At 41.7% G+C, this 24371-nt stretch carries 20 protein-coding genes and 1 riboswitch; of the genes, 10 read left to right on the forward strand and 10 right to left on the reverse strand.

What is annotated here, in order from left to right; genetic code table 11:
• The first annotated feature begins 14 nt into the window (after window positions 1–14).
• Window positions 15–551 carry an NUDIX hydrolase gene (locus Q4574_RS06485; protein ID WP_303472742.1) on the forward strand — a complete coding sequence of 179 codons (537 nt, stop codon included), beginning with the start codon at window positions 15–17 and terminating at the stop codon, window positions 549–551.
• A gap of 103 nt (window positions 552–654) precedes the next feature.
• Complete coding sequence (locus Q4574_RS06490) at window positions 655–2418, forward strand: acyl-CoA dehydrogenase family protein (RefSeq protein WP_303472744.1); 1764 nt, start codon at window positions 655–657, stop codon at window positions 2416–2418.
• A 109-nt stretch (window positions 2419–2527) separates the two neighbouring features.
• Here Q4574_RS06490 and Q4574_RS06495 read toward each other — a convergent pair whose 3' ends face one another.
• The 3 genes from Q4574_RS06495 to Q4574_RS06505 form a co-directional block, all read right to left on the reverse strand.
• Complete coding sequence (locus Q4574_RS06495; protein WP_303472746.1) at window positions 2528–6895, reverse strand: ExeM/NucH family extracellular endonuclease; 4368 nt, start codon at window positions 6893–6895, stop codon at window positions 2528–2530.
• Between the two features lie 325 nt (window positions 6896–7220).
• Window positions 7221–7748 carry a DUF3016 domain-containing protein gene (locus Q4574_RS06500; RefSeq protein ID WP_303472748.1) on the reverse strand — a complete coding sequence of 176 codons (528 nt, stop codon included), beginning with the start codon at window positions 7746–7748 and terminating at the stop codon, window positions 7221–7223.
• 273 nt (window positions 7749–8021) lie between these two features.
• On the reverse strand, window positions 8022–10046 hold the full coding sequence (locus Q4574_RS06505; RefSeq protein ID WP_303472750.1) for a beta-propeller domain-containing protein: 2025 nt from the start codon (window positions 10044–10046) through the stop codon (window positions 8022–8024).
• A 199-nt stretch (window positions 10047–10245) separates the two neighbouring features.
• Here Q4574_RS06505 and Q4574_RS06510 point away from each other — a divergent pair, with 199 nt between their 5' ends.
• Genes Q4574_RS06510 through Q4574_RS06525 form a run of 4 tightly spaced genes read left to right on the forward strand, consistent with a single transcriptional unit; the run spans window position 10246 to window position 13510 of the window.
• Window positions 10246–11124, forward strand: coding sequence for a MipA/OmpV family protein (locus tag Q4574_RS06510; protein ID WP_303472752.1), 879 nt, complete (start codon window positions 10246–10248; stop codon window positions 11122–11124).
• A complete protein-coding gene (locus Q4574_RS06515) occupies window positions 11124–11525 on the forward strand; it encodes a DUF3019 domain-containing protein (RefSeq protein ID WP_303472852.1) in 402 nt (133 codons plus the stop codon). The genes Q4574_RS06510 and Q4574_RS06515 overlap by 1 nt, the downstream gene beginning before the upstream one ends.
• Entirely contained in the window at window positions 11522–12226 is a 705-nt protein-coding gene (locus Q4574_RS06520; RefSeq protein WP_303472754.1) for a response regulator, read from the forward strand. The genes Q4574_RS06515 and Q4574_RS06520 overlap by 4 nt, the downstream gene beginning before the upstream one ends.
• 30 nt (window positions 12227–12256) lie before the next feature.
• Window positions 12257–13510 carry an ATP-binding protein gene (locus Q4574_RS06525; protein WP_303472756.1) on the forward strand — a complete coding sequence of 418 codons (1254 nt, stop codon included), beginning with the start codon at window positions 12257–12259 and terminating at the stop codon, window positions 13508–13510.
• Between the two features lie 37 nt (window positions 13511–13547).
• On the opposite strand, the gene Q4574_RS06530 is transcribed toward Q4574_RS06525, so the two are convergent.
• The 7 genes from Q4574_RS06530 to rutA form a co-directional block, all read right to left on the reverse strand.
• Window positions 13548–13919, reverse strand: a complete 372-nt coding sequence (locus Q4574_RS06530) for a hypothetical protein (protein ID WP_303472758.1) — start codon at window positions 13917–13919, stop codon at window positions 13548–13550.
• Between the two features lie 217 nt (window positions 13920–14136).
• On the reverse strand, window positions 14137–14664 hold the full coding sequence (locus Q4574_RS06535) for a flavin reductase (RefSeq protein WP_303472760.1): 528 nt from the start codon (window positions 14662–14664) through the stop codon (window positions 14137–14139).
• 51 nt (window positions 14665–14715) lie between these two features.
• Window positions 14716–15306, reverse strand: coding sequence for a malonic semialdehyde reductase (locus tag Q4574_RS06540; protein ID WP_303472762.1), 591 nt, complete (start codon window positions 15304–15306; stop codon window positions 14716–14718).
• Window positions 15307–15361: 55 nt separating this feature from the next.
• A complete protein-coding gene (gene rutD, locus Q4574_RS06545) occupies window positions 15362–16150 on the reverse strand; it encodes a pyrimidine utilization protein D (protein ID WP_303472764.1) in 789 nt (262 codons plus the stop codon).
• A 95-nt stretch (window positions 16151–16245) separates the two neighbouring features.
• Entirely contained in the window at window positions 16246–16635 is a 390-nt protein-coding gene (rutC, locus tag Q4574_RS06550) for a pyrimidine utilization protein C (protein WP_303472766.1), read from the reverse strand.
• Window positions 16636–16692: 57 nt separating this feature from the next.
• A complete protein-coding gene (gene rutB, locus Q4574_RS06555; RefSeq protein ID WP_303472768.1) occupies window positions 16693–17418 on the reverse strand; it encodes a pyrimidine utilization protein B in 726 nt (241 codons plus the stop codon).
• Window positions 17418–18515, reverse strand: a complete 1098-nt coding sequence (gene rutA, locus Q4574_RS06560; protein WP_303472771.1) for a pyrimidine utilization protein A — start codon at window positions 18513–18515, stop codon at window positions 17418–17420. The genes rutB and rutA overlap by 1 nt, the downstream gene beginning before the upstream one ends.
• A gap of 367 nt (window positions 18516–18882) precedes the next feature.
• Here rutA and rutR point away from each other — a divergent pair, with 367 nt between their 5' ends.
• From rutR to Q4574_RS06580, 4 genes are all read left to right on the forward strand, one after another.
• A complete protein-coding gene (gene rutR / locus Q4574_RS06565) occupies window positions 18883–19566 on the forward strand; it encodes an HTH-type transcriptional regulator RutR (protein WP_303472773.1) in 684 nt (227 codons plus the stop codon).
• Between the two features lie 140 nt (window positions 19567–19706).
• Window positions 19707–21140: a cytochrome c oxidase accessory protein CcoG gene (gene ccoG, locus Q4574_RS06570; RefSeq protein ID WP_303472775.1), complete on the forward strand. Its 1434-nt coding sequence runs from the start codon at window positions 19707–19709 to the stop codon at window positions 21138–21140.
• A complete protein-coding gene (locus Q4574_RS06575) occupies window positions 21137–22120 on the forward strand; it encodes a serine/threonine protein kinase (RefSeq protein WP_303472777.1) in 984 nt (327 codons plus the stop codon). The genes ccoG and Q4574_RS06575 overlap by 4 nt, the downstream gene beginning before the upstream one ends.
• Before the next feature lie 42 nt (window positions 22121–22162).
• Window positions 22163–22390: riboswitch (cobalamin riboswitch) on the forward strand.
• Window positions 22391–22459: 69 nt separating this feature from the next.
• Entirely contained in the window at window positions 22460–24322 is a 1863-nt protein-coding gene (locus Q4574_RS06580) for a TonB-dependent siderophore receptor (protein ID WP_303472779.1), read from the forward strand.
• Window positions 24323–24371 lie beyond the last annotated feature (49 nt).

The raw sequence follows: 24371 nt of genomic DNA on the forward strand, positions 1-24371 counted from the left end.
TTGTACCCTCTATTGTGAAGAATAAATTAGTCATCTACCTAGCAATATCGTCATTCTGTCTTACTTCTTGCAGTGAGACAAAGCCCAGCGATCCAGTTTGCCGAGTAGACCAATCAGAATCCCCCCAGCAAACAGCGAATGCGGCTTGTCTGATACGATTGGGTGATAAATTAGTCACCATCACCCAAAGACTCAGCGGTAAATTAGATTTACCTGGAGGCACATCAGACACCCTAGAATCGGCCAAATGCACCGCCCATCGAGAAACATGGGAAGAAACAGGCTTTAATGTTGAAGTACAGCAGTGGTTGGGAACCAGTAACAATGGAATGCGTTTTTACGAATGTCATTTAGCCGCCAATTTTGATGGTAGCTTTACAGAGTTTCCAGTACCAGACTGGGCTAATATAGAAGTGGCGTCCATTCAATTAGTTGATCCCTTTACCACCGAATTCAATCAGTGGCGCTATCCACAAGAATTAACTCAGATTCGTCAAATGTTCAATAAAGTCAAAGACTCCTCAATCCAAACACGGCCAGCAAATAAATAATAAACTATTACTATAGGTAATTTAAAGTTTAGGGGCTGAGGCTGTATAATGCCCTCCCATCAACTGGTCTGAACAGTTTACTTAACCTATAGGGTGGAAATTTATGCCGCAATACACAGCTCCGTTAACAGATATGCAATTTCTTTTGCACGACTGGTTAAAATTAGAGGATCACTATTCATCCTTGGGTCTTCAAGACTTCGACAAGGACTTAGTTAATGAAATACTGAGTCAAGGTGCTAAATTTGCTGAGCAAGCTATCGCTCCTTTAAATCGGGAAGGCGATGAACAAAGCTGTAAACTCGAAAATGGGAAAGTGACTACGCCTGACGGTTTCGCTGAAGCTTACCATGAATATATTGCTAATGGCTGGAATGCCATGCTCGGAAATCCAGAATACGACGGCCAAGATCTTCCCCACACCATGGCTGTGCCTGTTCAGGAAATGCTGTGTTCAGCGAATGTAAGCTGGCGTTTAATTAGCATGTTGACTGAGAGTGCGGTTTTAGCCATCAACAAACACGGTGACCAGGCCCTAAAAGATACCTATCTCAGAAAGCTTATTTCCGGCGAGTGGACAGGCACTATGTGTTTAACTGAGCCCCAAGCGGGTACTGATTTGAGTTTATTGTCTACCAAGGCGGAACCCCAGGAAGACGGCAGTTATAAAATTACCGGTAATAAAATTTTTATCTCCGGCGGCGATCAAGAGTGGACTGACAATATCATTCATCTGGTTTTGGCCAGGTTGCCTGATGCGCCTGCGGGAGTAAAAGGCATAAGCCTGTTTGCTGTGCCTAAAAAAATGGTCTTAGAAAATGGAGAGCTAGGCGCAGAAAACTCATTGTCAGTGGGCAGTTTAGAAAAGAAAATGGGAATTAAAGCCTGTCCTACTTGCGTAATGAATTTTGATCAAGCGACAGGTTTCATAGTAGGCGCGCCCCACAAAGGATTGGCATGCATGTTTACGATGATGAACGACGCGCGTTTTCAGGTTGGATTGCAAGGTCTTGGCATAGCTGAAGGCTCTTTCCAAGGTGCCCTTGCCTATGCCCGTGATCGTCTGCAATCCAGGGCTCCTCAAGGGGTTCAAAATCCAGAAGGTAAAGCAGACCCTATCATGGCGCATCCCGATGTACGCAAAATGCTTCTTACCCAAAAATCACTCACCGAAGGCTGTCGAGCATTATCTTTTTTATACGCTAGTCAAATGGATATTGAAAAATCTGCTGACGATGAAGCCAGTAAGCAAGCTGCAGCTAATGTCGTTGCGTTTTTGACTCCAATTGCCAAAGGTTTTATGACAGATGTTGGCCAGGAAGTGAGTAGTTTAGGGGTGCAAGTATTCGGTGGACATGGCTTTATCCGTGAATGGGGTATGGAGCAATACATGCGTGATAGCCGTATTACCCAACTTTATGAAGGAACTAATGGTATTCAAGCTGCCGACTTAATAGGTCGGAAACTTTCCAGAGATAATGGTGACATGTTAAACGACACCTATCAGGTCTTTGACAAAATGGTCGCTGATATTGCGGATCCCAAGGGTTTAGAGAAAGCAAAATCCATACTGGAAGAATGGTATCAAACGTCATTACAGGTTAAACAGCAATCGGCGGTAAACGTTGCGGGTGCTGCTTATGATTACATGAATTTCAGTGCCTATAGTTTATTAGGTATATTGTGGTTAAGTATGGCTGATAAAGCGTCGCAAAACGAAAATCCGTCGATACAACAGGGCAAAAAAGCGACTTCTGATTTTTACATCAAGCGCATGTTGCCTCGTAAAGATGCGTTTAAAGTGAACCTATTGGAAGATGCGAACGATTTAATTGATGTTGCAGATAATTTATTTGATTATCAATAGCACAGCTTTGAAAGCTTGGTGATTGTAAAGCACTCCTAGGCAATATCAGATAGACATAAAAAAACCGGTAAAACTTAGTTTTACCGGTTTTTATTTACCTAAGATTTAATTAACGAGTTGAACAAGCACGACGTGTACATAAGCTGCGTAGTGCAGATACGTCACGGCTATCAAGCAAACCGTCATTGTTATAATCATGCTCGGCAACGGTCGCTTCACCGCGTTGGATTAGCAACATTAACGCACGCATATCATAAGAATCTACGTCCGTATCACCGTCTAAGTCACCAGCAACTGATGGAGACTCAAGCTCAAAGCTTATCATCACAGGATCATGATCTGACACTCTAAACATATCAGTAGAATAGAAATCAGTCACTTGAGCGTCTGATTTATATTCTACGTTGTAATCCAGTGCAAAAGGCTCATCTGCGTTAATATGCCATTCAATGGTATCAACAGCTTGGGCTAATAGACTTTCGCTGGCTAAGGCATGGTCTAAGTAACCAAACTCACCACTGAAGGTATACGAATAAGCTTCAGCACCTTGGAAGGCTTCAACCAAGTTTACAAAACCCTGACCTTCAAGAGCGGCAATTGGGTCTTCTTTAGCGTAAGAATTCAAATCACCAATGATTAACACATTCTCTTTAGTCGATAGGCTTTCTTCACTGGCTAACCAGGTTGCTAGCGCTAAAGATTGTTGCGTACGTTTCGCATTGTAGCAGCCTTGGCCATCACCTTGGTCTGTATCATCTCCGGTAGCACTGCCACATCCTTTAGATTTAAAGTGATTTACCACAACAGTAATATCAGCGCCATTTGCAGCAGTGAATGACTGTGCAACTGGAGGACGATTAAAAATACTATCGAAGTTAATTTTCACTTCACCATCTAAAGTAACCTTGGCAGGTTTATATAACAGCGCTACCGCGATAGCATCAGTGCCAATTGGACCAGAGTAACTAACAAAATCATAGGTTCCTTCACCCATTTCAGCGTTCAAACGGTCAGTTAGTTCTGCAATCATGCTGTACTCATCAAAGCCGTCATTTTCGATTTCCATAAGACCGACAATGTCAGCATCCATAGTAGAAATTGCAGCAACGGTTTTAACAATCTGACGCTCATATTCGAACAATGAATCTGCACCACGCTCGGTTGGGAAACCTTCGCCTTGTCCATCACCATTAAACAAGTTCAACACGTTTAAGCTAGCAACCGTTAAGTTACCACGGGTAATCGCTGGTTCAGATTCACGCTCATTTGAGTGCACAATCGTAGGTGTTTCAATTGGGTGAATACGGAAATGACTGAAGCTGTAATCCAATGCACCTTTAATATTGACCACGGTATCACCAGTGCGCAAGGTATTTAATGCGGAAAGGTTGCCCGTTGGATAAATAACTGTTTCTGGATTTTGTACGTCTAAGTTATCGTCCATTACAATAAAATTAAGTGCATTTTCAGCAGCTAAATCAATCGCCTCTGGCGAAAGCGGCGCATATACATTAGTTGGGTTGAACAGTCTACCAAAGGACAAACCTACTTCACCGAAGCGAGCCAAAGTATAAGTATCGGTTACGGTCAGAGGAGATTCATTCTCCACCAACATATTCTCTAATGATTCCGCATCAAGAGAACTGCTAAACGGCATAGTAAAGACCGTTGAAGTCACGCTACCCGTACCACAGGCTACGAATGCAGAAGATACATCTAACTGAGTACGACCAAAGTTTTCAGTCACTGTACCTAGTACACGTACCAAATTGCCTTCTTCAGGGAATACTTCTGACCCTGAATAATTCACGAATATACCTTCAGAAGTAGCTGGATCCGCGTCAGCGTCAGCGTCTTCTTCTTGTAAATAAAAACCATTGAAGTCAGCAACTACTGACGTCACCACAGCTTCAACTATGTGCTCTTCACCTTCTAAAAGCGATGCAAAATCGTTACCTTGAATCGTGCTGATTAAGGTTGCTGGATCAGCACACATACCAATTTCAGGTGTTTCGTCAACGGGGTCGTCTTCACCACCGCCACTTGTGCCGCCGTCGGGGCCAGAACCTGGCGTTCCATAGTCTCCGTCACCATAAGTTTCTGTAGATTCAGCTACCCAGTTTTCGCCAACATTGTTATCCAGGCTGGCTGAAATCAACGTCATAGACGCGCCATTAGGATCTGGGAAATCTGGACCACCGTCGTATTCAACAATATCTTCAATATCACCATTGGGGCGTACTAATACAACTTCATCGCCACCATTTGCTGCGGTAAACCCACTATATTGATACAGAACATCCATGCCACCATTGGTCTCAGAATCACTATTGATAGCTAAAACCGCATAAGTACCAGCTGGCACATATACGTCGCCAACGATAGTGTGTGAATCAAAGTCATTATCACGTAACACCCAACCATTTAAGTTAGCTGCAATCACACCGGTATTAAGTACTTCAATCCACTCACCGTTTGCATCACTTACCGCACTCGGATTTTGCATAATCTCGGTGATAACTAAACTAAAGCTTGCATCACCTGTACCTGGTGTACCTGAGTCGGAGCTACCATAGAAGTTAGTAGTGTCTTCTGCCCATTTAGTGCCTATGTTGTTGTCTCCATAGAGGTCAACTAGATACATAGACGCGCCATTTGGATCAGGGAAAGTGTCACCATCATCATAAGTGATTTCGTCGATGATATTGCCTTCAGGATCAACCAGAACTATCTCGTCATCACCGTTTGCCAATGCCATAGAACCACCAAAGGCATAAGCCAAAATAATTCCGCCATTTACTGATGTATCTGCATTTTTACCTAATACGGCATATTCACCAACACCAATAAAGACATCTTCATCGACCACAAAAGAGTCTGTATCGTTGTCGCGGATAGTCCAACCATTTAGGTTAATCACTTGCGTACTGGTATTAAGTACTTCAAACCATTCACCGTATGAATCACCTACCGCACTCGGATTTTGCATGATTTCGGTAATCACTAACGCGTTAGCTTCTACTGAACCAGTTTCAACGGGATCTTCGCCGTCGTCACCGCCACCATCATCACCACCACCATCATCGTCTCCACAGACTTCAGCAGTGTATAAGGTTGCAACCCATTCAGGGTGATCAATATAGGGGTTACGGTTGCCTTGGTACTCGTAAATGGTTTCGTTACGTTGTTGCTCTAAAGCGTCAACTGGATCACCATTGTGCCATTCAATCAAACGGCAAAGTCTGCCAAGCTGCGCTTCACCAGCGCTAGTCAAACCATTACTTAATAATAAATCAGGTGTAAGGTCACCTAACCCTTCATAACGTGTGTCCATATAAAACATCATACGGGCCACATCACCTTTGACTTCATCTCTTGGTTCAAAAGAATCACCGTCAACACTATTACTAGGTGCTTCCGCTAGCGGTGTATCACTATTGTCAAAATCTAGGTTGCCGCGAGAACTATTGACTGAAATATCAGAAGGACGTAAATGATGGATATCTGTATAGGCTTCATAATCACGATCCGGGAAGCCATGGCTATTAGGCCAAACGTGTTCACGGTTCCAATTGTCTGGGTTAGAGCTTTGCTCAGCGCTACCGTTAGATAACTTAGGCAGTGAAATGCCTTTATAAATTAATAGCACATTATCAGCGTTTTCTGGATCTTCATCTGACTCCGTTAAAGCGGTCCAGACTTGATCATAAGTAAGCACACGATGATCAGTAGAGATAACATCAGTCAATGCCGATTTAATCATTGTAGAAGTAGAACCATTCTCCACTTCAGTAATAACAGTTGCATAATAACTGGCGTCATTAAACTCTGCGGCATCGGCAACTTTATCTAAATCTGGGCAGTTAAAACAAACGCCTTCTAGGCTGCCTGTATCATCACCGCCACCGTCATCGCCGCCGCCATCATCGCCACTGCCAAACGTTTGCCCAGTGTTAATTGCACCAAAGGTATTTGCCGCTGCACTTTGCCACGCAAAGTCACCGTCATCAGTGCCTGAACCAGACAACTGTAACGAATCACCAACAGCCGTACTGCCGCTTTCGGAAACGCCAATATCGGTAGGGGTCATTCCATCCGCTGCACCACCTACGGCATCAAATGTGCCTTCGTAGCTAATAAATTGAACAACAGTATTACTACTATTTACTAATGCAATTGCGTCAGGGCCGTTTTGAATACCGTTTGAAGGATAAGAAACTGCTACTGTACCAAAACCGTCTTGCTGATTGGGTATGCTGCCATTTAGAGAAGTGGTTTGGTAAACTGAACCATTACTTCCGTTATAAAATACTAAACTCCATCCGCTTAAGTCAGTGTCTGCCGGACCTGCAATTTCTATTGCTTCGCCGGAATCAGTACTGACATTATCGTAATGAAGTTCGTTGATGAATACGCTTTCTGCATGCGCGAAGGATGCACACACAAGCGCCAGCAACGCTGGATACTTAATTTTCATAGCCTCTCCTAACCTGAGTACTTCAAATGCCATTTAATGGCTTATAATTAGTTATTTTTTGGGGCGTAGCCCTTTTTATTAGTGGTCGGATGGTATTGCCATTGTGTGACATTCAAATGACAAACTGTACCTTTTTCCGGCATCGATATTGTCAGAAACAGGTTAGTAATTCAACGAATTAAAAAGGCATGGAGACGCTTGAAGGGTAAATATATTTCACCACGAAAATAATGAAATCATTGTTTCATATTGATTTTAAAGGGTTATTCAAATAATAAACCTGAACAAATGGTCAGAAAAAAACCGCCAATTGGCGGTCTTTTTTTCATTTTTTGGCGATTAAATCTGGAAATTCATCCTTAAACCAATCTTTGATCATCTCCTTTTCGTATCGCAAAGAATCACTTTTAGATAAAAAATTAGCATTGTCCATAAACATCATGTCTTTTAATTTCACTTCATCTGCAGAATGCAGAACCGTTCCGCTTGCATCTGTCAAAGCATAGGAAAAGGTCATTCTAGGGATGTCGAGTTGTTTTACCACTCTCACTTCACCTCCGCCCGTGCCCATTCCGACAAAAGAGGAAGGCCAAACTTCACCGGCTAAATCGAGATCTGAAACGGTCATGGTCAACTTTTGGCCATCGGGTAAATCTTCCGCTAGCTTATTGATATATTCTTCAAGATCTTCAAATGTTTGCTCTCTAAATTTAGTGCGCGATTGAAGCGTCGGTTTCACATCTCGAAACTCTTTCGGGTTTTCCCAAGTAATCTCTACATCGGCTTTAGCATAACTGAAACAAGAAGCCGTTGTTGCGACCATTGCAAGCAATGCTAATGATAAATTTTTCATTATTAATCCCCTTTGTTTAAGTTAAATAACCTTATTCATTACAGTTTAAGCTCATTGTCTGAACGTTAACTGAATAACCTTAATCATCAAACAATAATATATCTATTTTGAGAGCTTTATTGACCCTTTTAGAGTAGACCAATTAGAGTAGGTAGGCAAATTCACTAAAATGTTCCCTTCGCCAAACATGTAAAACAAAAAAAGAGCCGCCGTAATGAATGACGGCTCTACAGGCCTAACGCCCTAAAACGCTAAGGCGTTAAATGGACAGCCTTAAAAAGGTCCTAAAGCAGCACTCGGGTTATCCCACAACGCCTGCCAAACTTGATTTCCGCGGAAGTAATACACGTAATCACCTTGGATCACACTGCGATCGTCACCAGAGTAGCTATATTCATTACTAGCATCATCCGCTTTGACATTACCTAACCATTGCAATTCCGGCAATTCACTTTTTGATTCAACTTCAAATAACATCAAACTATTACCTGGAACATCAACCACGTTTTCCAGGATGGTAATATCGCTGTCACTGTTGAGTTTTTCCACTGGAAAGGCAAACCGATAATGCCCGTCCACTTCCAATACACTCAACGCTTTATAATTAAACTCAACAGGCGTGAATGCATCAGCTGCTATCCATGATGAGAGTTCAATGGGGTGACTACTATCTCGAATATCAAATAAGCTGATTTTCATGCCTACGGGTTCAGCAGGCGGTGGCGACAACATTGTTTCAGCACGGTTTTTTAGGTCCGATGGATTGTTTTCAATTAGGTTGGAATCGGTGCTGTTAGCTAGATCTTCGATCTCGACTTGCTGTCCAACTCCTAGCAATAAACCATTCTTAAGGGGGTGCAAATAACTGGAAAAACCAGGTATCTCTAAACTACCGGCGATAAATGGTGTTGTATTATCACTCAAATCAATTACATATAAGGGATCAATTCGTTCAAATGTTACTATGTAAGCTTTGTCATCAATAAATCTCACTGCGTAAATATCTTCACCGGGTTTACCTATGGTTTCAGTGTGATTTTCATTTGGCAGGCTGGCAACAATCGCTAATTCATTGCCATTTTGGCTCAAAACCCTAAGTTGATGAGTTGCTGGAGAAACAGAATAATCCGTAGTGACTACCCGCAAATAGCCTTCACTTTCATCAATTTTAAATAGAGGATCGCTGCGCCAGCTCAAAATACCATCTACCTCCCCAGAAGCCTGGTACGCCATAGTTTCCAAACTCACTTTATGAAAAGCAGTTTGTTGCCCTTCAATACTGCTGGCTAAGTACATGGATTGTTCCGACATATAGAGCAAATAAGCTTGTAAACTCATACAAATGGACTGGTGATCATTGGGATCTTCTATATTGACTCTCGTCACCGTCAATATCTGCGCGTAACCATCATTTTCCTCCGCAGATTCTGCAACATAACATTCTGACATATCATTCATTGCGCTGGATTGACCATCAATGTTCAAATGCGGCATCAACTCATCAGCATCTAATTGCGCGACTTTTTGATAGTTGGCCAATTTCTCTTCATCTGTGCTCGCCTGCGGCTGGAGCCCTTCAATATAGGGCACATAGCTACTAACTAAGTAAAGTTGTTCCTCTATCCTTCTAGTTGAAAGCAATGCGCCATCAAAGGTAAGTAGGTTTGCCTCAGTGGCATTTTCGGGATCACTTACATTAAAAATTTGAATACTAAATTGCTGCTCTACGGGTTCCCAAGGTGCAATAGTCACCCCATTAATAGGATAAATAGGCGACTCAGAACTTATTGCAACTAAGCGGTTTTGGTGTAAGTAAATTCCCATAATATTATCGTCTTCACGAGCCAATTGAAGACTCTCCAAACGACTTAAGCTGTTGTTGTCGCCGCGCTGAACAATGCCTATATCCGCGGCGCTTTGATTTTCATTTGACCAAACAGGGGAATTTGCCAAATAGAAAGTTTGCCCATCATATTTAACTCTGTCAGCTTCATCGACGCCATTTTCAATGGTGTTCGTTGCAGAAAATTGGGGGGCTGCCAGGCTCGGAATTGCCACTTCCCCTTCGACATTAGAATCTGCAGCAAATAATGAAGCGGCATAAATCCCATTTTTAATATATTCTTCGGCTTTTTCAGCATCTTGGGTTAAAGGTCCAATGAACCCAGTTGGTTGATTGACTTGGGGAGGCGATTCAATCACTTTGGTGTTGGTTTCGCTTTTCCCTCCACTTCCGCCGCATGCAGCCAATAGCAGGGCAGAAAAAACCACGGTTGTTGCAACTTTATATCCGTACATGGCAAACACCTAAACCTAAATTTTGCGAAATTTATTGGACTAATCCTAGTCAATGAATTTGTCATTTTCTATTATCAATTGACAATAATTGTGAAAATTTGTAACCCTGAGATGTCCCATTGTAAAAGGTCTGTTAACCTTGAATATTGAGGGAAGTTTTGCATATTAGAATTGCACTAATAAAAGGTTGAGGACTGGGGTGTTAAAACACTATCTTAAATACGTTATCTTTTTCATTGCAACGAGTTATGCAATACCAACTTTGAGCTGTGAAGCATCTAAATACTGCATTCAAGAAGGAGAATGGGATATTGGTGTGGCGTTTGGATTAGGTTTACGTACAAATCCATTAGTAGACGGCGACAACTTCCCGAACCTTATATTGATTGATGTTGCCTGGTATGGCGAACAGTTTTATTTTGATAATGCTGAACTAGGCTACCAATGGTTGCAAACTCAAGAATTCGGCGTTGAAAGCTATTTAACCCTAGATCGTGAGAAAACATTCTTTGAGCTTTGGCACCCTGGCAACGTCACTGTCCCTGCCGTTCTCCCCTCTTCTCCTTCAGTAGACACGCCTGATAAAGGCTCAGAGGATGAGCCGAATTCTGATAACCTAAGATTGTCTGTTGATGAAATTAGTGACCGCAATTGGGCAATGAATTTCGGTACTCGATTTCACTTCTATAGCGGAAATCATGAAGTCAGTTTCTCCATCGAAACCGATGCAAGCAAAGTGCATAACGGTCAAAAGGCCAATTTATCCTATCAGTATTTTTGGTCAGGTGATGACTGGCAATTTGTCGTTCGTCCAAGTTTAATTTGGAAGAGCGCTAAACTAGCAAATTATTACTATGGGATTAACGAAAAAGATACTATCGACTCCAGCTTTCACTACTCGGTCTCATCTGGAATACAGCCGGGGTTATCCTTTTTATACACCCAAAAGCTGAATGAAGATTGGCACTGGGTAGCTAACCTAGCATATCGTAAACTCCATGCTTCAATGGTTAATAGCCCCATTGTTGAAGAAGACAATGTCAGCAATGTATTTTTAGGCGTGGGGCGTCGATTTTGATGATTCACCGCAAACCAACAACCTTTTTTGGCTACCTATCAATGACGAGTATGTTAGCACTTGCATACTTGCCGAGTACCTGGAGTCAAACACCGAGCTGGCGTGTACAACCAAAAGTATGCATCGTTGAAAACTTAGGGGATACCTGTGAAATGGTTTTAACCCTCAAATTTGAGAATTTAGCACCAGGAACATACTGCTATTATCAAGGGCAAACTCGATTAAACTGTTGGACAGGTGCTGCAGTTAACAAAACCCTTAATATCCGTTTCACAGAAGAAACCACGCTATATCTTAAATCTGAAAATGGTAAGGTCATTTTATCCCATCAACTGGATATCAAAGCCAGAGCGAGTAAAAAGCAAGTTAGACGGGTAAGGCAACCTTGGAGTCTATTTTGAGCAAGCGTATTTTACTAATTGAGGATGACAAACGATTAAGTCAATTAATGGCTAATTTTCTAAATCAGCAAGATTTTGAAGTTCAGTGTTTATATGACTCTGTTAATTTGCCCAACACCATGAGCCAATTTGAGCCGGACATCATTATTCTGGATATCATGCTACCAGGGGAAGATGGTTTCGAGTTATGTAAAAAATTGCGTAAAACCTTTACTGGCCCCCTGCTATTCGTCACAGCGAAAAGTTCCGATTTCGATCAAGTGTTAGGCTTGGAGCTCGGTGCAGATGATTATGTGATAAAACCCGTCGAACCTCGCGTATTATTAGCTCGGATTAATGCCTTGTTGAGGCGTAGCGAAACATTAAGCAATGACACTCAATCCCAAAGCGATCAATTACATTTTGGGCAATTGCGTATAAATCGTAGTTCTCGACAAGTATTTTTAGCAGATGAGACCATCCAATTGACCAGTCATGAATTCGATATGTTGTGGAAATTAGCCAGCAATCCATCCAAATTGGTTGAACGAGAAACCCTTTACAGCGAATTAATTGGCAGAGAGTATGATGGTTTAGACCGATCCGCTGATGTCCGCATTTCTCGTTTGCGCAAAAAACTCAGAGATAATCCGCAAAACCCGTACAAAATCAAAACAATTTGGGGCAAAGGATTCTTCTTTGTCCCTGATGCTTGGGAGTAACTCCATTTTGAACCAATCCCCAGCAACAACATGACTCGATTATTTCTAAGCCTTTATATATTTATCGCCTTATCCCTAGTTGCATTAAGTGCTTTACTCAACCATGTCTTTTTTAACGATGACGCCATTAATCAAAGTGATGCCTTGTTAATTAATTCACTCACGGCTTTGCATCAGCGAGGAGGGATCAGGGCCGATGATTTAGATAACAAGCTGTTCTCCTTAAGAACATTGAATACGAGCGATATGGCATGGAACGATGAAGAGTTAGCAATATTAGAAAAACAATTACCCGTTGTGTTATTTGATAACCAAAAGGGTACTCAGATTTATTTCCAATCACCCGGCGAAATATTGCTTGAAATTACCTTGTTATCTAGTCAAACAAGTAACAGCAAGTATTTACTTTACAGTGGTTTATTTTTCTTTTTATTGGCAGGTGTAATTGCGCTTTGGTTATGGCCTTTGTGGAAAGATCTTCTAAAGCTAAAACAAACAGCCACGCGCATTGGCCCAAGCGGAGATTTCCCACCTATCGAAATCGATCGAACTTCAGTAGTGTACCCAATTGCTATTGCCTTAAACGACTTGGGTAATCGGGTACGAGAATTATTAAATACACAAAGAGAACTAACCGGGGCGGTTGCCCATGAGTTCAGAACCCCTTTATCTCGCTTAAAATTTGCCATTGCAGCTCATGATTATGCTCAAGGGGGCCCTTGGAGCGAGATGAATAAAGATATTGATGAATTAGAAAAGTTAGTACAGGAAATGTTGAGCTACACCAGTATGGAAGTGCAAGAGCCAGAGTTAAACATCACAGAGATCCCCCTTCTCACATTATGTAAGCAGCGGATTAGCTATTTACAGAAAGGTATTCCATCCCAGTTAAAAATTGATATTGTGGGCTCAGATTATACTATCTTAGGTGATGAACACTTCATCGAAAGGGTAATAGATAACCTAATTAATAATGCCAGTCGATATGCGCGATCAACAATTTTAATTCAGGTTTCCCGTGACTCAAAAGGAATATTAGTGCGCATGGAAGACGACGGCTTAGGGGTACCTGAAATTTATCAAAAGCGTATTTTCGAGCCTTTCTTCCGCCCAGACAATAGCCGCGATAGAAAACGCGGTGGCGCTGGATTAGGACTGGCAATTATCAAACGCATAATGCACTGGCATGAAGGTGAGTGCTGGGTCGAAAACGCCAAATTAGGTGGCGCAAGTTTTTGTCTTTTATTTAAAACAGCACCTATGATTAAGTCACGTAGCAATTGACCTCATATCCAGATACAAAAGTTATGTTGCGATGCCCCTAGCCAGACTCGCTAGTTTGTAACAAGGTGGAATGACTAATCGTGTGACAAACCAGCTCTAAGTTTGAGCCATTTACGTAAGGATTAATTTCGCGTTCAACGCAATATTTAGCATGAAAATTCACTAGGTTTTCGGAACTATCGGTAATTTGTAAAATATAATCACGCTGAAAATCACGCATTTGTTCAGTGTAAGGAGCCAAAGAATAACGCACATCTTTAAGTTGCGTTTTTTCCATTTTCATCGATATATCAGTCATGAATTGGGTTAAGCTATTTTGAATATCCGCTAGCAAATACTGAGCAAATGGCGAGCGCAGCGCCATGACTAAGATCACTATTTCCGCTAAAATAATTAAATACCTAAACATAGTTTCACATCTAAACAGGGCAAAAAATGCCCAGAGCCAAAACGGAAGTCTAACTTAGACTAACTAGTCTAGCTTTTAAAGACTCAGGTATTATCCATGCTTATACAAGAGTCTTTTAATCAATACCCATATAAACAAATACTTAGCCCAATTTAATAACCAAATAATTGGTTTGTAAAAGCGGGAAGCGAAAAAGCCTCTATGCTGATTGTGTAATTCAATCACACAGATGATGATATCCCCGTTGGAAATAAACTAAAGCGCCAGCTTGTTCTCTCTGCTTGACAGCGACGACTTCACAGAAAATAACATCGTGAGTAGCAACACTTTGAATATGCGTGATTTTACAATCAAAGGCGACAGCAGCGTCTGCTAACACTGGCGATCCGGTTTTCAACCTTTCCCACTTCCCTATTGCAAAACGATCTGCCATTGCCGCTTTACCACCAAATACATTCGACAATGATTCATGGCCTTCGGTAAGGGTATTTATCGCTAAATAAGGGCTGTCAACAAACGCACTATGTACCGAAGCACTTCTATTTAAACAGACCAATAAGGTCGCCGGATTATCACTTACACTGCAAACCGCAGTTGCTGTAAACCCTACATCTCCAGTGGCACTGGATGTAGTTACAATATTCACTGCACCGGCTAAACTTGCCATACTATCTCGAAAACACTCTGGTGTTATGCAAGGCATCGCTTCAGATTGTGAAGACAACTTTTCTATATCTGGTTTCACTGGACCACTCCTAAATACATTCGCTTTTAACAGCAGAGTAAAGCCATAGGGCTATACAATTTCACAGGCATCATCAAAGGCCAAACGAGGAAGTCGCTTATGCACTTTAGAGCCATCACCGTATCCTAAGTTAATCAAGAAATTAACTTTCCACGTGCTGTTTTCAAAGAAGGTTTGATTAAGCAACTCGGGATTAAACCCTGACATCGCGCCCGTGTCTAGCCCTAATGCTCTGGCCGCGCTAATTAAATAAGCGCCTTGTAGAGAGCTATTACGCATGGCAGTTTCGTAAGCTGCATCCGGACTGGATGTAAACCAACTGCGGGCATCTGCGTAGGGAAATAAAGTCGGTAATTGCTCATAAAATTCACTATCGTAGGCAACAATTACAGTACAAGGCGCACTCATAGTTTGCTCTACATTGCCCTTAGATAAAGCAGGTTTTAGCTTCTCTCTGCCCTCATCGGAACTAATAAAAACAAAACGAGCAGGACTGCAATTAGCCGATGTTGGACCCAATTTAACCAAGTCATACAACTGCAACAGCAATTCTTTGGGTATGATTCGGTCCTGCCAGCTAGTGTGAGTATGAGCTTGAGTAAATAATTGCGCTAATGCCGCATTATCTAATTGTGTTGTCATAATTTATAAATTCCAAATCGAGTTGTGTCATAGTCACCTGAAATTAGGCGTTGATTCAATGACCTTTTAAATAGTGATTGAGATGTTCAAGTAAAAGCTGATTAAATTCATCAGTTATGGTTACTGTACACGCATGCCCGCCATATTCAAAAATATGTAATTTTGAATTCGCAATTCCATCAGCCAAGATGGCTGAACGTTGCCATGGCACTAAGGCATCGTCTTTATTGGCTATTATTAAGGTATTGGCTTTGATTGCATTGAGTTGACCGTCGATATCAAATTGACTCAATGCGGAGATTCGTGCCAGTAAATTTTGTTTATCGGGGAAGTTTTTTAACATATGTTGTTCTTCGACGTTGAGTAATTCGGCATTTTTTGCAATCCAATCCGGTGGATAGAGCATAAGTGCCTGCATCTGCAAATACACGTCGGCAGAACAGTTATGTAATAGTGCCTTGCGAATATTAAAACATCGAAGGGTGTGTGGGTTTGGGCTACTCCAGGCGTTAATGAGTACCAAAGATTGAAGGATCTCTGGACGTTGCAGGGCAATTTCTAACCCCACTAAACCGCCCAATGCATGGCCAACAAAATGACATTGTTGTATTTGGATATCGTTTAATAATGCGAGTAATTCTCTGCTCATCGATTTTATCGAATAGTCGTTAGGTAAACTCGCTGGACTTCTTCCTGTTCCATTATGATCATAAACAATTACCCGCCATGAGGATTCTAAAACCGGTATTAGTGTTTCCCAAAAATGCCCAGAGCCACCCAGTCCCGAACTTAAAACCACGGTGGGCGCAGTACTATCTTGCAAACCAACTACTTCGTAAAACATGTTGCTCACTTATTCATTTAAGATAGTTAAAATGCATGCACTCAAATGAAAAGCATTGCCTAGGGCAACACCATACTACTAAATGCATCGGATTATTATCCTTGGTCTACATGCGCAACACTGGCAATCTCAACCAGTGCATCCGGCTTCACTAAGCCACATTGGATACAATAACGAGCGGGTTTTTCGCCAGCAAAATATTCTGCATATACTTGGTTGATGGCGGCATAATCCTCCCAATCACGCAGTAGTATAGTATTGAAGGTAATATCATCCATAGTTCCGCCAGCAGCCTCAACGACACTTTTAATACTTTCCAATACATGACGCGTTTGCGCTTCGGCATCACCAACGTGTACCACATTGTTGTCTTTATCAAAGGCCAAAGTACCTGAAACATACAAAATATTATCAGCCATTGAGCCAGGCACATAAGGTGCTAAAGGCTTGCCTGTACCTGCTGGTATAATTGATTTTTTAGTCATACTGAATTACCTATGTTTTAGGGTTTAGGAAAGTTGAGTTAGCGTGTTTTGCCATCATTAGGCAACGACTTTGCAGAAGTCTTCGACGGTTGACACCCAACCAAAAAATGTAGAAATGTTATATAGAGCTGACTCTTGAATCATATCGGGGCCAGCTTGATGGGTTGCATCCGCTAACACCACACCAAAATACTCCAAGAAAAAACCATCCCGTAAGGTAGATTCCACACATACATTGGTTGCTATGCCGGTGAACACTAAATTTCGAATACCGCGACTGCGCAGCATGCTGTCTAAATTTGTATTGAAAAAACCACTGTAGCGGGTTTTGGGAATAACAATGTCACCTGGTTTTGGACTGAGCTCATCAACCAACTGATAATCCCATGACCCTTTTGCTAGCAAAGTACCTTTTAGTTCAGGTTGCTTACGCATTGTTTTTAGCGCATTAGACTTGTACCAATTGGGCGAACCAGGTCCGCCCGCTTCAGCATATTCTGCGTCCCATCCATTTTGGAAAAACACCACGGTTATGCCTGCTTTTCTCGCTGCGGCTATGGCTTTAGTGATATTAGCAATCACTGGACCGGTACTCGATATATCAAAACCCGCTTTATCTAAATAGCCGTCTTTGCTGGCATAAGCGTTTTGCATATCGACCACGATAAGCGCTGTTTGTTTAATATCCATTGCTAAAGGCTCTGGTTGCGCCGACAAAATGACTTCATTGCTTTTATCTGCGTTGCGAAGCCCAGCAATACTCAATTCACCGTTATTCAGCATCAGGCTTCCTTAGCTTGAGGTTGGGCAGTAAGAATATGTTGGCGAGATTTCATTAATGGTTGTATTTTTTGACCAAAATCATCCATTCCTTGAATAAAATCATCGAAGGTGAGGAGCACGCCTTCGCAACCGGGGACGGTGTCAATTTCATCCAACATTGCGGCCACCGAAGCAAATGAACCAACCAAGGTGCCCATATTCAAATTAACCGCAGAAGTGGGATCTGTCATATCACGAATGTTAGTGTCTTTACCTGACTTTTTGTCCGCAGCGCCTTGAGTCGTCATCCAATCCAACGCACTTTGGTCTTTGCCATCTTTATATAATTGCCACTTTGCCATGGCGTTTTCATCGGTATCTGCGGCGATCACCATGATTAAGACCACCGAGCCTACATTCCGACCCACTTTTTGGGCCGCATCCTGCAATCTTTCAGCAGTAGACGCAAAGGCAGTTGGCGTGTTTAAACCTTTTCCGAAACAGAAGTTGTAATCGGCATGTTGCGCAGAAAACGCCATTCCTGCGGCACTTTGACCAGCACAAATAATTGGGATGTTTTTTTCAGGTTTTGGCAGCATCCTGCAATCATCCATTTGAAAATGTTCGCCTTTGAAATCACTCTTACCGGTTTCCCATAGTTCTTTACAGACTTTGATGTATTCCGCAAGATACTCATAACGATTAGAGAAAAACTGATCCCCAGGCCACATTCCCATTTGCGAATATTCAGGTCTTTGCCAACCAGTTATTAAGTTGATCCCAAAACGACCGTGTGAAATAGAATCTATGGTTGTAGCCATTCTTGCAACAATGGCAGGCGGCATAACCAAGGTAGCGGCGGTCGCGTATAATTTGATTTTTTCTGTCACCGCGGCCAAGCCCGCCATTAGCGTAAAGGATTCGAGGTTGTAATCCCAAAACTCGGTTTTGCCGCCAAATCCTCGCAATTTGATCATCGAAAGCGCAAAGTCCAAACCATAATGTTCAGCCTTAACAACAACATCTTTATTCAAATCAAAACTAGGTTTGTACTGGGGTGACGTACTTGAAATTAACCAACCGTTATTCCCAATTGGGATAAATACACCTACTTCCATTGTTGCCTCACTTATTGTTCATTAGATAACGAGCAGCCAACCCCTTAGACATTTTGTTTAGTCAACAGCATTTAGCAACAGCGGGGGTTTGAGATACCGAAGTTTATTGATAGCACTAACTGAAAAGCACAAAGTGCGCCAACCAAATATAAAGCATAAATAACAAAGAGTTACTGCAAACCCACCAAAAAACATGGACCATTTGGTCTACATTGAGGCACTAGGTTTGTGCAATTTGCGCACAAATGATGCAGCACCTTGTTGGGTTATTTATTTAAGTTTAAAATCAGTTAGGTTTGCTTAATAACAAAATCTTGGTTAAAACATAGTGGACAGGGAAACATTAAAATAGGATATCCATAGTCAGATGAGTTCTACTCCAGCAAAAAAATCATTAAAAAAGTCGACACGCGAATCAAGCTCTAAAACGCAAAGTAAACGTATTGAAGCAAAACGAAATAAGCGTAAAATTATTATGCAAGCTGCGCTAGATTTATTTTCTAGCAACGGGGTTCACGGCACCAGTGTTGAACAAATCGCTGATTTAGCCAAGGTATCAAAAACCAACTTACTGTATTATTTTGCCAGTAAAGAGCTGCTTTACGTTGAAGTGATACAGCAGTTATTGGATGTATGGTTAGTGCCACTTAAAGGATTTAATTCAGAGCAAGATCCCATAGAGGCCATTGCAAATTATATAGAAGTAAAATTAGCGTTATCGCGCGACAACCCTAAAGAGTCCCGTTTATTTTGTATGGAAGTAGTGCAAGGTGCGCCACTTTTGTTTAATCAATTGGGATCACCATTACGAGCAATTGTCGAAGCAAAAGTTCAAGTCATTTCAGATTGGATTAAAGCCGGAAAGTTAGCGCCTATTGATCCCTACCATTTAATTTTTAGCATTTGGGCCACAACCCAACATTATGCAGATTTTCGTGTCCAAGTGGAGGCCGTTACTGGACAAAGTTTAGACAATCCTGAATTTTTTGCCGCTACATTACATAGCATTCAGACAATTATTCTTAACGGTGTTAGGCCCCAACATAGCTGAAACGCTAAAAAAACCAGTTAATTGATTGATCCAGATTAACAATAAGCGAACAGTCTGTGCGATAATAGGGAGATAATTTGTTAACTTATAAAAATTTCGATTTAATCGTAATTTTTAGCAGTCCCGTAAAGGATAAATGAATGAGTGAACGCATTCCAATCAAAGATGTCACCGCCGTAAAAGTTCACCAACCAGAAGCCAGTAAGCATGAAAATGCTTATACACCACGAAGTCGAATTTATGTCCGCGCAGTTGAGGGGACGTTAGAGACTTTTCGACGCTTCTTCGGCTTAATTTTTCTAGGTATTTTTGCAGTCATCCCTTGGATTCAATACAATTCAAATCAAGCGGTTCTATTTGATATTGGAGCCCAGCGCTTCAATATATTTGGCCTCACCCTTTGGCCACAGGATTTAACCCTACTCGCCTGGATTCTGATTATTAGCGCCTTCGCGCTGTTCTTTGTCACCACCTTTGCTGGCCGAGTTTGGTGCGGATTTATGTGCCCGCAAACCACTTGGACATTTATTTATATTTGGTTTGAAGAAAAAATAGAAGGAGCTAGAAACAAGCGCATTAAACTTGACCAACGAAAAATGGATTTCGACAAGTTTTGGCGCAAATCGTTAAAACACTTTGCTTGGATAACAGTGGCGTTGCTGACAGCTCTTAGTTTTGTAGGTTATTTCACCCCAATAAACCAATTGTTTATGGACTTTTTCACCTTCAATGTCAGTTTTTGGGCGGGGTTTTCAGTTATCTTTTTTACGGTTTGTACCTATGGAAATGCTGGCTGGATGCGAGAAATCATGTGTACTCACATTTGTCCTTATGCCAGATTTCAATCTGCCATGTTTGATAAAGATACTTTTACCGTTGCTTATAACCCTAGCCGGGGAGAAAAACGCGGACCCCGTTCACGGAAAACCAGTTACGAAGAAATCAAACAAAAAGGCATTGGTGACTGTATCGATTGCAACTTGTGTGTTCAAGTATGCCCAACAGGCATCGATATTCGCAATGGTCTTCAATACGAATGCATTAATTGTGGTGCCTGTGTTGATGCATGTAATGGGGTAATGGAAAAAATGAATTATCCCAAGGGGCTAATTAGTTTTACATCGGAACATGAATTGGCCGGCGGTAAAACTAAGATATTCCGTCCAAAATTGATTGGATACGCCGTCGTACTATTAATTATGACGTCTCTTTTAACCTACGAGATTGTCTCCCGTGTGCCACTTGAAGTCGACGTTATTAGAGATCGCAATTCGTTGTTTAGAGAAACCAATGACGGTTTAATTGAAAATGTCTACACCTTAAAAGTATTAAACAAATCTCAGACTGAACACACCTATAAAATTGATGTAGTCGGTTTAGAAGGTAATAAATACATAGGTCCAGAACAAGTAACAGTTGCAGGCGGAGAAGTATTAAACTTACCAATTAGCCTTGCCATTGACCCTTATGCATTAGATGAAACAGTTACTGAGTTTAAGTTTAAAGTGACTTCTATCGATGGTCATGACGCCCCAATTGAAATGAGTGAAACCAGTAAGTTTATCTATCGATGAGTGACTCAATTGCCACTACGTTTGATTTCGCGCAACTGGGTCCCGATACAATTTTGGATGCTATTGAGTCTAAAGGCTATTTAGTAGACTCAGGCTTACTGGCGTTAAACAGTTATGAAAATAGGGTTTATCAATTTGTTTGTGACGATAAACGGCGCTATGTGGCCAAGTTTTATCGCCCTCAGCGTTGGAGTCGCGAACAAATTCAAGAAGAACACGACTTTGCCCAAGAACTAAATGACCATGAAATCCCGGTGGTTGCGCCCTTGCGCACTGATAATGAATCATTGCATAGCTATCAGGGGTTTCATTTTGCTATCTTTCCATCTGTAGGTGGTAGGCAATTCGAAGTGGACAATCTTGACCAACTGGAATGGATGGGACGCTTTATCGGTCGCATTCATCAAGTATCAAAAGGTCATTCGTTTGTTTATCGTCCGACCTTCAGTGTACAGGAGCACTTGCTTGATGCGGTAGCAACCTTGCATAAAACGGAACTCATTCCCAGCAGTTTACACACCGCATTTTTCACCATTTTAGAACAAGTAAGCGGGTTAGCAGCAAGCTTATATAAACCTAACACTAGCATACGTCTTCACGGTGACTGTCATCCGGGCAATATTCTATGGCGAGATGGTCCAACCTTCGTAGATTTGGATGATTGCAGAATGGGCCCAGCTATTCAGGACTTATGGATGATGTTATCTGGTGACACTTACCAGCAACGAATACAAATGGACACACTAGTTGAAGCCTATGAAGAATTTTCCCAATTCGACAGCGCACAACTTAGCTTAATTGAACCTTTGCGGGCAATGCGCATGGTTCACTACATGGCGTGGTTATCCCGTCGTTGGCAAGATCCCGCATTTCCTCAAGCGTTCCCATGGTTTGCCGACGCTAAATATTGGGAACAACAAATATTGGCCTTAAAAGAACAATATTCCGCCCTTCAAGAGCCCAGTTTGACGTTATTTTAATAACAGAAAAAATAAAGACCTATTTTTTTAAGAACAGATGGATATAATGCACTCCTCTTAGGTGCCACCATAGGTGGTTAAACGGGAAGACAGTGCAATCAGATCTTTATCTGATTTATGCTGACGCTGCCCCCGCAACGGTAAACAAGTGATACCCAAAGGTATAGTTGATTAATAAGTCACCACTGTTTGAAAGAATGGGAAGGTATTAATCAAGTCTTTATTAGGCACTTGTGAGCCCGGATACCGGCCTGAGAAGCATAGGTTCGTGATTAAAACCACGAACTGTCACTCATATGATCTAGTACTCGGGCGGAGTACTTAACAAGGCTTAACAAAATGCAAAATAAAACGACTCTTATAGGGTTAAGCGTTAGCTTGGCACTAGCATCCTCCAATCTCTATGCTCAATCAAACTCGCAAGAACAACAAGACATTGAAAAGATGACCGTTGTTTCTAGCCGAATTCAATTACCAACTAATCGACTCGCTACCAGTGTTTCTGTGTTAGATGAAAATGACATTGAAATGCAAACCGCAATCAATGTCACTGAAATTTTGCGTCAAACCCCAAGTGTTGGCGTGTCAAATTCAGGCGGTTTAGGTAAAAGTACCGCTGTCAGAATTCGTGGTGAAGAAGCATTCAGAACCAAATTATATATTGATGATGTTGAATTAAGTGATACCTCATCGCCACAAGTCGCGCCGATTTTTGATGATGTATTAATTAATCAGTTATCTCGAATTGAAATTTTAAGAGGCACCCAAGGCTTGTCTTATGGCGCTGATGCTGGCGGTATTATAAGTCTATACAGCAAGCAGCCGGTAAAAGGTTTTGAGGCCAGTGGCACCCTAGCGGCAGGCTCATTTGATACCCAAATATTTAATGCGGATATTGCCGCAGGAAACAACTCAGGATCATTCTTTTTGTCCGCATCAAAGGTGGAAAGTGACGGTTTTAATGCTAAAACCTCTGATGATAGCGGCGAAAAAGATGGTTATGACAACCAAACAGTGCATTTTAAAGGTCAATTAGCTTTAACTGAAAATATCGCTGCTTCTGTAGTGTTTCGTAATGTCGATGCCGAAAATCAATACGACGGTTGCTACGATAATGCCACTTTCGCACTCATCAATTCTTGTACCACTGAAGCCGAACAGCAAACCGTTCGTGGCGCGTTAAGTTATCAGGGAAGTCACAGCCAACATCAACTTGCCTATAACAAAACGGATGTTGACAGGGATTTTTTCAATAATGGCGAGTACGGGTTTAGCAATTCAGGTAGCATCGACAAGTTTGAATATCTAGGTAGCCTGAACTGGCAACGGCATGATTTGGTATTTGGCCTTGAAAAAGAAACTCAAGAAATCGAAAACAGTGATTTAAGTCGAGATCAAAAATCCCTATTCGTTGAATGGTTAGGCCAGTTCGACAATCAACTCGCCTTTAACCTTGGTTATCGATTCGACGATAATGACACCTTTGGAAAACACAATAGTGTGCGCTTAGGTGCAGTCAAAGTCCTGCCCTTTGATTTTGCTGACGTAAAGTTTAAAACGACCTATGGAACGGGTTTCCGCGCGCCAAGTATTTATGAGCAAAGTTATAACGACGGCCCTTATGCATACGGTGAGGCTGCCGGTTTACAATTGGCCGAAGAAAATAGTGAAGGCCTCGACCTAGGCGTTGTTATCGATACAAAAAATGGATTGAACGCGGAAATGGTCTTTTTCAAACAGTCCATAGAAAATGAAATTGTTTTCGATTTGGCATCTTACCAGGGCTACTTGCAATCCAGTGGAAAAAGTAAATCTAAGGGAATTGAAACCCGTGTTGAGCAAGTATTTGCTAACGGCTTAAGATTATGGGCTAATTACACCTATAACGATGCGGAAGACAGTGCTGGTGAAGCCCGCTTGAGAAGACCTAGAAACAAGTTCAACTTAGGTATTAGACACGGCTGGTTAGACGATAAAGTGTCAGCAGAGCTTACCTATAGAAGTGTTCGAAACGCTGTAGACATAGCGGGTGCTGAGATTGAAGACTACCAAGTAACAAACCTAAGTGCCCGTTGGCAAATCGTTGAATCAGTTAGTATTAAAGCCGGTGTAAATAATCTTTTTGATGAAGATTATCAGGAGGTAAATGGCTTTAATACTGCCGGACAAAACTTTTTTGTATCCACCACCATTACCTTGTAGAAAAGCCTAGATTTATAAAAACCGCTTCTTAAAGCGGTTTTTTTATGCA

Source organism: Aliiglaciecola sp. 3_MG-2023 (assembly GCF_030548205.1).
Classification (GTDB): domain Bacteria; phylum Pseudomonadota; class Gammaproteobacteria; order Enterobacterales; family Alteromonadaceae; genus Aliiglaciecola.

Coding starts and splice junctions, on each gene's coding strand:
- Q4574_RS06515 (WP_303472852.1), top strand. CDS start 11,124: ATGATTCACCGCAAACCAACAACCTTTTTTGGCTACCTATCAATGACG.
- Q4574_RS06495 (WP_303472746.1), bottom strand. CDS start 6,895: ATGAAAATTAAGTATCCAGCGTTGCTGGCGCTTGTGTGTGCATCCTTC.
- rutR (WP_303472773.1), top strand. CDS start 18,883: ATGAGTTCTACTCCAGCAAAAAAATCATTAAAAAAGTCGACACGCGAA.
- Q4574_RS06500 (WP_303472748.1), bottom strand. CDS start 7,748: ATGAAAAATTTATCATTAGCATTGCTTGCAATGGTCGCAACAACGGCT.
- rutB (WP_303472768.1), bottom strand. CDS start 17,418: ATGCTGAATAACGGTGAATTGAGTATTGCTGGGCTTCGCAACGCAGAT.
- Q4574_RS06490 (WP_303472744.1), top strand. CDS start 655: ATGCCGCAATACACAGCTCCGTTAACAGATATGCAATTTCTTTTGCAC.
- ccoG (WP_303472775.1), top strand. CDS start 19,707: ATGAGTGAACGCATTCCAATCAAAGATGTCACCGCCGTAAAAGTTCAC.
- Q4574_RS06540 (WP_303472762.1), bottom strand. CDS start 15,306: ATGACAACACAATTAGATAATGCGGCATTAGCGCAATTATTTACTCAA.
- Q4574_RS06575 (WP_303472777.1), top strand. CDS start 21,137: ATGAGTGACTCAATTGCCACTACGTTTGATTTCGCGCAACTGGGTCCC.
- rutD (WP_303472764.1), bottom strand. CDS start 16,150: ATGTTTTACGAAGTAGTTGGTTTGCAAGATAGTACTGCGCCCACCGTG.
- Q4574_RS06530 (WP_303472758.1), bottom strand. CDS start 13,919: ATGTTTAGGTATTTAATTATTTTAGCGGAAATAGTGATCTTAGTCATG.
- rutA (WP_303472771.1), bottom strand. CDS start 18,515: ATGGAAGTAGGTGTATTTATCCCAATTGGGAATAACGGTTGGTTAATT.
- rutC (WP_303472766.1), bottom strand. CDS start 16,635: ATGACTAAAAAATCAATTATACCAGCAGGTACAGGCAAGCCTTTAGCA.
- Q4574_RS06505 (WP_303472750.1), bottom strand. CDS start 10,046: ATGTACGGATATAAAGTTGCAACAACCGTGGTTTTTTCTGCCCTGCTA.
- Q4574_RS06525 (WP_303472756.1), top strand. CDS start 12,257: ATGACTCGATTATTTCTAAGCCTTTATATATTTATCGCCTTATCCCTA.
- Q4574_RS06580 (WP_303472779.1), top strand. CDS start 22,460: ATGCAAAATAAAACGACTCTTATAGGGTTAAGCGTTAGCTTGGCACTA.